Source organism: Alishewanella jeotgali KCTC 22429, from assembly GCF_000245735.1.
Classification (GTDB): domain Bacteria; phylum Pseudomonadota; class Gammaproteobacteria; order Enterobacterales; family Alteromonadaceae; genus Alishewanella; species Alishewanella jeotgali.
In genome coordinates this window covers 78,689-88,096 of record NZ_AHTH01000028.1, presented here as the reverse complement: position 1 = coordinate 88,096, position 9,408 = coordinate 78,689, and the positions used below count along the sequence as shown (strand labels likewise).

The window sequence follows — 9,408 nt, the reverse complement described above, 5'->3', positions numbered from 1 at the left end:
AAAGCCCCGCTGAGCGGGGCTTTGTAATTTCCAATACGGCGTTAATTTACAGCTGTGGTCCGGCCGCAACCAGAGCTTTACCCTCGTCATTATCGGTAAACTTAACAAAGTTATCGATAAAACGTTTGGCCAGATCTTTGGCTTTGACTTCCCAGTCTGCTGCGTTGGCATAAGTTGCACGCGGATCCAGGATACCGTCATCGACATCATGCAGATGAGTTGGGATCGCCAGGTTAAAGTACGGCAGCTGCACAAACTCGGCATTCTCGATGCTACCGTCCAGGATGGCGTCAATAATAGCGCGGGTGGCTTTAATGGATACACGTTTACCTGTGCCATTCCAACCGGTATTGACCAGATACGCTTCAGCACCAGCGGCTTCCATCCGCTTACCTAACACCTCCGCATACTTGGTTGGGTGCAGGCTTAAGAAGGCGGCGCCAAAACAGCTGGAGAAGGTTGGCGTAGGTTCAGTAATACCACGCTCAGTACCGGCCAGCTTGGCCGTAAAGCCAGACAGGAAGTGGTACTTCGCCTGCTCTTTGGTTAACTTCGATACCGGCGGTAATACCCCAAAGGCATCAGCAGTCAGGAAAATTACTTTCTTGGCATGACCGGCTTTCGAGACTGGGGTGACGATATTGTCGATATGGTAAATCGGGTACGACACCCGGGTATTTTCCGTTTTCGAGCCATCGTTAAAATCAATTTTACCATCTGCCAGCACGGTCACGTTTTCCAGCAGGGCGTCACGACGGATGGCGTTATAAATATCCGGCTCGTTTTCTTTCGACAGGTTAATGGTCTTGGCGTAACACCCACCTTCGAAGTTGAACACGCCATCATCATCCCAGCCGTGCTCGTCATCACCAATTAACTGCCGCTTTGGATCGGTCGACAGGGTAGTTTTACCGGTACCAGACAGACCGAAGAATACCGCCACGTCGCCGTCTTTGCCGACGTTAGCAGAACAGTGCATCGAAGCGATGCCTTGCAGTGGCAGGAAGTAGTTCATCATTGAGAACATACCCTTCTTCATTTCACCGCCGTACCAGGTACCACCGATCAGTTGAATGCGCTCGGTCAGGTTAAAGGCAACGAAGTTTTCTGAATTCAGGCCATGTTTCTGCCAATCCGGGTTAGTGCATTTGGCACCGTTCATCACGATAAAGTCTGGCTTATAGCTTTTCAGCTCTTCATCTGTAGGCCGGATAAACATATTTTTTACGAAATGCGCCTGCCAGGCCACTTCAGTAATAAAACGTACCGCTAAGCGGGTGTCGGCGTTAGCACCACAAAAGGTGTCGACGACAAAGAGTCTTTTGCCAGATAACTGGCGGGTTACCAGTGTTTTCAGATCAGCCCAAACTTCCGGGGTGATAGCTTTGTTGTCGTTTTTGCCTTGATCAGACCACCAAACGGTATCCCGGGTGGTGTCATCACGCACAATGTATTTGTCTTTCGGAGAACGACCGGTAAAGATACCAGTATCAACTGATACCGCGCCAAGTTCGGTCAGCTTACCTTTTTCATAGCCTTGTAGGTCACTGCGGGTTTCTTCAGCGAACAGCAGCTCGTAAGATGGGTTATATACGATTTCCGTGACATCTGTGATGCCGTATTGGCCCAAATCCAGATCGGACATTTGTTAACTCCTAAGGGTACTGTAGGTAAGGGTGCAGTCTCTGACGGACTTAATTTAATGTTGCTCTTTGAACAAAGGGCGGTTCTCTGTTCAAAAAACACCCGCGCATCATAGCGTTTTTTCACGATAAAAGATACTGGGATTTGGCTAAGCACCACTGATTGCGCGGCTTGTGGCCAGTTGCTTAATTACTAAAGTTGGTAATTTTATTACAATTCGCGCGCAGTTTGCCGGGCTTTAATTAACTCCGGCCAGGGCTGTACTGCAGCACCTATTACCATAAAATCAGGATTACCGAGGGTTTCCCTTTGGTTATAACTAAGGGGGGCAAACTGACTATCGAGGATTTTACCGCCGGCTTCTTCGACAATGACCTGCACCGCGCCGGTATCCCATTCGCCGGTGGGCCCCAAGCGCAGGTAACAATCTGCTTTACCTTCCGCCACCAGACAACTTTTTAACGAGCAGCTACCTAAAGCAATAAATTCAGCATGTTCGGGTTGCTGTAATAACTCACTGATAAGCAGCCGGGGCTGACGCCGACTTACGGCGATACGCAAGGGTTGCTCAGGCTGATACTGATGAACCTGAATACGTTGTAGCAGATTACGTTGTTGTTTAAAGGCGCCGTTGCCACGAATGGCGTAATACAACAACTGTTCCTGAGGCCAGTAAATCACGCCCAGCGCTGGCCAGCCATGTTCCACCAACGCAATGCTGACGGCAAAATCGCCGCTGCGGGCAACAAATTCCTGGGTACCGTCCATCGGATCGATTAACCAATAACGCGGCCAGTCATAACGCTGGGCCAGAGGCACTAATTGGGTTTCTTCGGAGATAATCGGAATGTCTGGGGTTAGCTCACTGAGCCGGTCAATAATATGCTTATTAGCGGCCAGATCAGCCGTAGTGACCGGGCTGGTATCCTGCTTTTGTTGCTGGCTAAAGTCACCGCTTTGGTAAAGCTCCCATAAAATCGCACCGGCCTCACGGGCGGTGGTCTTCACTGGCTCCAGCAGTTTGCTTAAAAACATCCGGGTTGGCTTCCAAATAGTGTTGTGCCAGCAACAAGGCTGCCACACTGCGCGCTTCGGTAAAATCTGCCTGTTGCAATAAAGCGGCTGACTCTTGCCGCGCCCAGCGCACCAGCTCCAAAGGTTCAGGTTCGTCACCAGCCTGTTGCTCAGCATAAAGATCAAAGGCCAGTACCAGATGCATTGTAGCATTAAAATAGCCAGGCGCTAAAGCCAGTGATTTCAGCTGTACAAAACGCCTGGCACCGAAGCCGATTTCCTCTTTTAACTCGCGATTGGCCGCAGTCAGAATATCCTCGCCCGGGTCAATTAACCCTTTCGGAAAACCCAATTGATAATCGTGGGTGCCGGCACAGTATTCGCGTACCAGATACAGGTGTTCCGGATCCGGACAGGCGATAATCATTACCGCGCCGCGGTTGCTACCGCGCATCCGCTCGTAAATACGCTCTTCACCGTTGCTAAATCGCAGCTCCAGCTGCTCCACTTTAAACAGCCGGCTTTGCGCCACAATTTGTTGCGACAGAATTTCCGGTTTTTGTTTATCGTCTGTGCGCTGCGTCATCGGCTGCTCTCTGTTAAACTGCTTATCACTCTACTTGGTTAGCTACTATAAAGCGATTAACGGGAAAAGCCTATGCTGCAATGGTCAGAAATCGATACCGTACTATTGGATATGGACGGTACCCTGCTGGATTTACATTTTGACAATTATTTCTGGCAGGTACATTTACCGGAGCGCTGGGCCGCCATTACCGGGATCAGCCCCGCTGAAGCCAGTGCCGAACTGATGGCCGAATACAGCAAGCTGCAGGGCAAACTGGAGTGGTACTGTCTGGATTACTGGGGGAAACGGCTGCAACTGCCGATCACTGAGCTTAAGCGGGAGATTATCGACAAGATCCGGATGCGTGATGATGTGCCGGAGTTTTTAACCGCGCTAAAAGCCAGTGGCCGCCATATTGCCCTGGTTACCAATGCACATCCCGACAGTTTGTCACTGAAACTGGAACGCACCGATCTGGCCAGATATATTGAGCAGTTAATTTCTACCCATGAATTTGGCGTCACCAAAGAGAGTCAGCAACTGTGGCATAAACTGCAGCACCGGCTCGGGTTTGATCCTGAGCGCACGCTCTTTGTCGATGACAGCCTGCCTATTCTGGAAGCGGCGCGTGAATTTGGCATCAAACATTTGCTCGGCGTGGCTAACCCGGACAGCCAAAAGCCAGGCAATCATTATCATGGCTTTAGCATGGTCACCGACTATCGCAGCCTGCTGGGCGATATCTACCAGAGCCGTGGTGTTCTGCCGGCCTCAGCCGGCTAACACCCGAGACGGCTTAGAAATTTAAGCGGTAGCGGCCCTCAGCGTCCGGTGCGCCAACGAACTGCATCGCCTGATGCACCTCAGCCGGCAGCTCTGCCGCTGGCTTCAGGGTGCCGCTAACCTGCAGTTTACCGGCAGCATTAACCGTTGCGCGTACATCTAACGCCAGAATATTCGCCGGATCGGTAATCAGCACCGGTTGCTGATTTTCACAACTCAGATTTGCATGGAAATGTTGCAAATCTAACCAAGATCCTACCGGTGGTTGTAGTTTGGCATCTAGCCAACTTGCGTTGCCAATTAGGCTCGCGCACACTTGGTCCTTGACTTGTAGCTGATTAATATCCAATACTAATTCTCCCGTTGCTTGTACCGGCACTGGCAGTTGCAACAGTGGTAAAAGTGTCGCTACGGGGAGTTTCAAGAGACCGTTTGTAACCCTAATTTCTGTCGGTTTCAGCTGTATGTGAGCTGACAAGTACGGTTGATTCTCTTGGTGTATTGCTCCTGCTGTTACAGTGATATCCGCTCGTAGCATTAGTAAAGACCAAGGATTTAGCTGCCAGCGCAAGTCAGAAAATGGCACTTGCTGAATTTGCAACTGCTGAATCTGGCCTTGCCACAGACTACCAGAAACCTGACCAAACTGTACCGCCGCAGGCACTGGTAACATTCGCAGCCACCAAACTGCGGGTGTTGTTATTATTACAAAAAGGCCATACGCAATAATGCCAGCCAAAATTAACTTCCAATACTGTCTCATACTACTCGATCACCATTCTGCGGACTCTTACCACACCGCTTGTATCGGTCGCAGCCAGATCAATCTGAACTAAGCGTACGCCATTTTGATAATGTAACTGATGTAACCAAAGTAGTAATTGCTCAAAGGCTAAATCTTCCAGTACCAGTTGCAGTTGTTCATTTTGTGGCTGCATGCGGCTGACTCTGATATTCAAACTGCGCGCACTGTTACTGACAATTTGTGCCAGACTGCCACCTGTACGCTGGACATCCGTATTCGCTTGCAGTAACAAAGGCTTAGCTTGCTGTAACGCAGCTTGCTGCTGCTGTACTTGTTGGATTGCTTTTTGATTGCGTAGCTGCGCTTGCTGTAGCGGCTGCCAAAATAGCCAATAACATCCGCCAACAATAAGGATCGGAACGCAAACTTTAACTAAACGCTGCTCTCGACTTGCAAGCGAAGCCCACCAATGTAACATTCGTTGTTTCATTGTCTACCTCGCATCACTACCGTGCCCTGAACCCGGCTACCATCATTACTCAAGGCCCCTTGTTCGATATTGTATCCCACCTGCTCCAGAGCATTCTTCAGTTGTTCAAAACTCTGAAACCCTGCTGCATTAGCAGAAAAGCGTAATTCTTGTCGACTGGCGTCATAGCGCAAGGAGTCCAGACGAATATCTGGTATCGTGGCCAATCTGGACTGCAACATCTGCAAATGTACAAAGAAATTTTGCTCGCTATTATTCGCACCAACCGACTGCAACTTCTGTTGTAATTGCCGATTCAGATTGACAATACGCTCCCCTGGAAAAAGTTGTAAATATTCATGTTGCAGCTCCGCTGTAGCAGCGGCAAGCTGCCTCTGCTGTTGCCAAACATTTAAAGATGTTTGCAACATATAGAGCACGACCACCCCTGCCGCTAGTGCTACGGAAAAACGCCATTGTTGCCAAACTTTGTTTTCGGGCTTCTTCGGAGTGTAAGAACCTTGCAGCATAGTAAAACTAGTTTGTGTCAACCCTTTAGCCAATAATGCCAACGGCAGTTCCGGTTCCATCAACCTGTGCGATTGCTCAAGGCCTGATGGCCATGGGCTATAGCAATTTAGCTCTGTAAAGGCAGCCAATGATAAATAGTCTGCCCACCAACTATCCTCCACCGCTGTTGCTTGCCATTCGTCCTGTCGCAGAAGCCAATGCTGTTGTAACTTGATGCAAGCTGGCAATGGCGTTGTAGGCAGTAACAGGGCGTCGGGTAATAAACGACTCACTCTGAAGCCGGCTTGCTGTAACCAAGCTAGCCACAACTCCAAACGCTGTCGCTGACAAATAGCGACCTGTTGTAAATATATTCCATTTTCAAACTGCACCTGACCCAGCGCAAAAAACAACTTATCGATGTCTTCGGCTTGCTCTTCTTCCAGCATATACGGCAGAGCCTGAACCAACTGCTTTGTTGGTTTAGTCGGAAGCTGTACTTTCTTTAATACAACCTCAGAAGCGGGAACCAACGCGATAACAGGTCGCTGACCAAGGCGCTCTGCTAACCCCGTTAGCTGCTCTACTCCAGTGATCTCACCACTCGCTATAACATCCTGTGTTAGCGGTGCCCAAATCAACCAACTGATACTTTGTTCCGGCTGACTCGCCAAACGGATTATTAACTGTTCATTCATCCCTGGCCTCCAAAACGTCGCGCCAACACCCTAATTGCATTATTTTCTTCTCGTTTAAAGGTTGTTGTTAGTCTGAAACCTGACTCCAGGTAGGCGGTCGTTGCCTGTAACTGAAAATAGGCTGATTGTACTTGTAAGATGTTTTTAACCTCATCCGGTACGCTAATACCGGCTAATGCTGAGCTTTGTAAGAAACTTTCTACATCAGCATAACCTTTCTCAGGGCGGTTGAGTACGGCCTCCTGCGCCTGGGCCTCCGTCAGCTCGGGCAATAGCGCTTGCAGCAACACAGCGGTCTGTTCTGTTAACGTATTTACGTTGATTTGTAATTGATCATTCTCGGGCAAGACACAGATATAAGGTAGCAATAATTGATAATCTGCTGCCGTCAAATCAAGAATCAACCTTAGCTCTGTCTCAGAAGCCATTAAACTGTTTGCGGTATAATACGGAAATTGCAATGCTGCATAGTCATCCTGTTCTGCTCCGCCAGCAGAATTTAATAGACTGTCCTCATCTAACCAATCAGTCAGGCGCGCCAGCAAATTCTCTGCTGGCATGCTGAGTTCACCCCCAACCTGCTCGACTAATCTTAAAAACGCCCGCTGCGCCATCGTTTGCTGCTGCCCCTGATTACGGTCTGGTTGTTTCTGCAGCGCGTTTAAATTAAAGCAGTTATTAAGATCTCGAATTTCACCAGCAATTTGCCCATCTTCGACCATAAAGCTAGCACCTTGTTGCGCCCAGTCCTGCCCCAGATGAACCGATGACTCGCCCTGTAAGGAACGTTTAAGCAACACCTTGGAAAAAGCTTCAGCGCCCATTGCATACCAGAATGCCTGCTGTTGCTGTTGCAAATTATGTTGTCGCTGTATCTGTAACTGCAGTCTGGCACTCATATCAACTGCTAATACCACCACTATAGCGACAATCATTAGTACCGTGATTAGCGCAGCGCCTTGTTGTTGTGAGCGGCCTGACGTAACAGTCATTGCTCACCCCCCCGCCATAAGCCCTCGGGCAAAACAAGTACCCGCTCCACATCCCCAAGCTGTTGGTGTCGAAACGTTACTTTGAGTGCTTGTGGTAGGTACTGGTGGTGCCACCGCTCCTGCCAGCGCTCATTAAACAGATACTCCACCGTAAAAGACTCCAGCTCGGCCAACAGAACCTGCTGCTGAGGTTGGGTATCGTTTACGGCATCGACATACAACGTAAATAAGCGCTGTAACTGACCATCTTGTAACCGGTAAGCAACAGCCTGTAGCTCACTTCGTGGTAGCAACATTCCTGGATTGCGCCACCCCTGTCGGGTAAAGCTAATGCCGTGATCCTCGCTACCCATTAAAAAGGGTTCACCCCACAAACGTTCTTGTTTTGGCGGGTCGCCCTGAATTCGAACATGGCGGGCACTGATCTGCATGACATCCCGCTCTAACACCAACATGGCCTGTTGCAATTGCTGCAACGCCTGCAAACGCTGCTGTGATAACTCATCGCTTTGTGTCACGTTGGATAAAATAGCCACTGATGCCAAACCAACCAAAGCAAAAATAGCCGTGGCTAGCAACATTTCGACAAAGGTAAAGCCTTTAATCCGACACATCTGGTCGCCCAACGTATGTTTTCAGTCGATATACCACTTGCTCGGGCGTCTCAGCTAATCGAATTGTCACGGTTAACTCACGCAGATCCTGATCCGGTACTGAGGTTGCACGAAGCTGCCATTGCCAATCCCGATTCCCCATAGTCAATTCGCCTTGTTCCAGTTCCTTGGGTGGCCAATTTTTATTGAGCTGTGCCTGTTGTAGTTGGTTATTTGCAATGATACTGGCAAGCGCTAACTCTTCTAACTGTGCCATGGCCCGCAGATGGCTGGCGCTAGCCTGCAAAATTGCCGCACCAGCTGTCGCAAAGATGGCAAGTGCAATCAGCACCTCTAACAGGGTGAAGCCATGCTGGGTGCGCATCAATTGACCTCAGTGAAACGTCGCAGTGGCACAGAGAAGTCAGTGCCAAGGGTTAGCTGTAATTGTCGATCTTGTGCAAAATTGAAATGCAACCGAAACGGGCTGACTTCACCTGAAGACAACATAAACACCTGCGGTAACGGTGGTATAGAGCTGGCATCTTGTTGTGTCGCGTCCGTCTCATCGGCACCAAGCCCTGAGAGTTGACTGAGTAAACTTTCTTCTGCTCCGGGTAATCCCTCTAGCTGTAGTGCGAGGGTAATCCCCTCCGGCATAGTATAAGCTTTAGCAACAGCTGGCTCCTGCACCCATTGCCAGACCTCACCATCAAAGTACACGAAGGCATATTGATTAGCAGCAACCACTAGGCCCCATTCCTGTTGCCGTAACAACGCGGTATCTGCAATAAACTGAAATGCCTGATTAAATCGTAATGTCTCCTTTTCCAGCTTTTGTTGCGGGCTATCACCAGCGAAATTCATCACCACAGCACTGGCAAGAATACCTACCAACAATAGCACCAGCATCACTTCTAGCAGCGTAAAGCCAGATCTGTAACGCATCAATTGCGACCCGAGCCATCCATATCCAAATTCCAGTTACCGATGTCATCGTCGGTACCAGCTACCCTATCGGGCCCTTTGCTGAAAATATCTATTCGGCCCATTTGTCCGGGACTAACCAGAATATAATCCTCTCCCCAAGGGTCTTTCGGTAAACGGCGAATAAAGCCGCCTTCTGGAAATGAACGTGGAACAGGCTGCGATGTAGCAGGATTGACCAAGGCTTCTAATCCTTGTTCCGTTGTTGGATAAAAGCTGTTGCGCAACCGATACATATCCAACGCGCTCTCTAGCTGCTGAATATCTACCACTACCTTTTGCCGCGCAGCTTGCTCCTGATTACCCATTAAGTTAGGTACAACCATGCTAGCGATAATACCCAAGATTACGATTACCACCATCACCTCTAGCAAAGTGAAGCCTTTTTGAATTTGCTTGAACATT

The 9,408-nt window shown here is 49.3% G+C and carries 12 protein-coding genes; 1 reads left to right on the top strand and 11 read right to left on the bottom strand.

Features of this window, described 5'->3' with window-relative positions; genetic code table 11:
- Positions 1–46: 46 nt before the first annotated feature.
- The 3 genes from pckA to nudE all read right to left on the bottom strand — a co-directional run bounded on the left by pckA (position 47) and on the right by nudE (position 3,244).
- Positions 47–1,645, bottom strand: a complete 1,599-nt coding sequence (gene pckA / locus AJE_RS09980) for a phosphoenolpyruvate carboxykinase (ATP) (RefSeq protein WP_008950760.1) — start codon at positions 1,643–1,645, stop codon at positions 47–49.
- Positions 1,646–1,854: 209 nt separating this feature from the next.
- The gene (cysQ, locus tag AJE_RS09975) at positions 1,855–2,679 is read right to left on the bottom strand and encodes a 3'(2'),5'-bisphosphate nucleotidase CysQ (RefSeq protein WP_008950759.1); all 825 of its coding nucleotides are present in this window, start codon (positions 2,677–2,679) and stop codon (positions 1,855–1,857) included.
- Positions 2,633–3,244, bottom strand: coding sequence for an ADP compounds hydrolase NudE (nudE, locus tag AJE_RS09970; protein ID WP_008950758.1), 612 nt, complete (start codon positions 3,242–3,244; stop codon positions 2,633–2,635). Before nudE ends, cysQ begins: the two co-directional genes overlap by 47 nt.
- A 72-nt stretch (positions 3,245–3,316) precedes the next feature.
- Between nudE and yrfG the strand changes: the two genes are divergently transcribed.
- A complete protein-coding gene (gene yrfG / locus AJE_RS09965; RefSeq protein ID WP_008609652.1) occupies positions 3,317–4,009 on the top strand; it encodes a GMP/IMP nucleotidase in 693 nt (230 codons plus the stop codon).
- Between the two features lie 13 nt (positions 4,010–4,022).
- Here yrfG and AJE_RS09960 read toward each other — a convergent pair whose 3' ends face one another.
- The 8 genes from AJE_RS09960 to gspG all read right to left on the bottom strand — a co-directional run bounded on the left by AJE_RS09960 (position 4,023) and on the right by gspG (position 9,407).
- Positions 4,023–4,682: a type II secretion system protein N gene (locus AJE_RS09960; protein ID WP_237709338.1), complete on the bottom strand. Its 660-nt coding sequence runs from the start codon at positions 4,680–4,682 to the stop codon at positions 4,023–4,025.
- Positions 4,683–4,773: 91 nt separating this feature from the next.
- Complete coding sequence (gspM, locus tag AJE_RS09955; RefSeq protein WP_039928496.1) at positions 4,774–5,244, bottom strand: type II secretion system protein GspM; 471 nt, start codon at positions 5,242–5,244, stop codon at positions 4,774–4,776.
- A complete protein-coding gene (gene gspL / locus AJE_RS09950; RefSeq protein ID WP_008950755.1) occupies positions 5,241–6,431 on the bottom strand; it encodes a type II secretion system protein GspL in 1,191 nt (396 codons plus the stop codon). The genes gspM and gspL overlap by 4 nt, the downstream gene beginning before the upstream one ends.
- Positions 6,428–7,423, bottom strand: a complete 996-nt coding sequence (gene gspK, locus AJE_RS09945) for a type II secretion system minor pseudopilin GspK (RefSeq protein WP_008950754.1) — start codon at positions 7,421–7,423, stop codon at positions 6,428–6,430. The genes gspL and gspK overlap by 4 nt, the downstream gene beginning before the upstream one ends.
- Positions 7,420–8,037, bottom strand: coding sequence for a type II secretion system minor pseudopilin GspJ (gene gspJ, locus AJE_RS09940; protein ID WP_008950753.1), 618 nt, complete (start codon positions 8,035–8,037; stop codon positions 7,420–7,422). Before gspJ ends, gspK begins: the two co-directional genes overlap by 4 nt.
- A complete protein-coding gene (gene gspI, locus AJE_RS09935; protein ID WP_008950752.1) occupies positions 8,024–8,401 on the bottom strand; it encodes a type II secretion system minor pseudopilin GspI in 378 nt (125 codons plus the stop codon). The genes gspJ and gspI overlap by 14 nt, the downstream gene beginning before the upstream one ends.
- Positions 8,401–8,964 (bottom strand): type II secretion system minor pseudopilin GspH, encoded by a 564-nt coding sequence (gene gspH, locus AJE_RS09930; RefSeq protein WP_008950751.1) that lies wholly within the window; start codon positions 8,962–8,964, stop codon positions 8,401–8,403. The genes gspI and gspH overlap by 1 nt, the downstream gene beginning before the upstream one ends.
- The gene (gene gspG / locus AJE_RS09925; protein WP_008950750.1) at positions 8,964–9,407 is read right to left on the bottom strand and encodes a type II secretion system major pseudopilin GspG; all 444 of its coding nucleotides are present in this window, start codon (positions 9,405–9,407) and stop codon (positions 8,964–8,966) included. Before gspG ends, gspH begins: the two co-directional genes overlap by 1 nt.
- Position 9,408 lies beyond the last annotated feature (1 nt).

Excerpts from the sequence above, each read along its gene's own strand:
- gspG (WP_008950750.1), bottom strand. The coding sequence starts at position 9,407 with ATGTTCAAGCAAATTCAAAAAGGCTTCACTTTGCTAGAGGTGATGGTG.
- gspM (WP_039928496.1), bottom strand. The coding sequence starts at position 5,244 with ATGAAACAACGAATGTTACATTGGTGGGCTTCGCTTGCAAGTCGAGAG.
- gspJ (WP_008950753.1), bottom strand. The coding sequence starts at position 8,037 with ATGTGTCGGATTAAAGGCTTTACCTTTGTCGAAATGTTGCTAGCCACG.
- gspI (WP_008950752.1), bottom strand. The coding sequence starts at position 8,401 with ATGCGCACCCAGCATGGCTTCACCCTGTTAGAGGTGCTGATTGCACTT.
- gspH (WP_008950751.1), bottom strand. The coding sequence starts at position 8,964 with ATGCGTTACAGATCTGGCTTTACGCTGCTAGAAGTGATGCTGGTGCTA.
- nudE (WP_008950758.1), bottom strand. The coding sequence starts at position 3,244 with ATGACGCAGCGCACAGACGATAAACAAAAACCGGAAATTCTGTCGCAA.
- AJE_RS09960 (WP_237709338.1), bottom strand. The coding sequence starts at position 4,682 with ATGTTACCAGTGCCTGCGGCGGTACAGTTTGGTCAGGTTTCTGGTAGT.
- gspK (WP_008950754.1), bottom strand. The coding sequence starts at position 7,423 with ATGACTGTTACGTCAGGCCGCTCACAACAACAAGGCGCTGCGCTAATC.
- yrfG (WP_008609652.1), top strand. The coding sequence starts at position 3,317 with ATGCTGCAATGGTCAGAAATCGATACCGTACTATTGGATATGGACGGT.
- pckA (WP_008950760.1), bottom strand. The coding sequence starts at position 1,645 with ATGTCCGATCTGGATTTGGGCCAATACGGCATCACAGATGTCACGGAA.
- cysQ (WP_008950759.1), bottom strand. The coding sequence starts at position 2,679 with ATGTTTTTAAGCAAACTGCTGGAGCCAGTGAAGACCACCGCCCGTGAG.
- gspL (WP_008950755.1), bottom strand. The coding sequence starts at position 6,431 with ATGAATGAACAGTTAATAATCCGTTTGGCGAGTCAGCCGGAACAAAGT.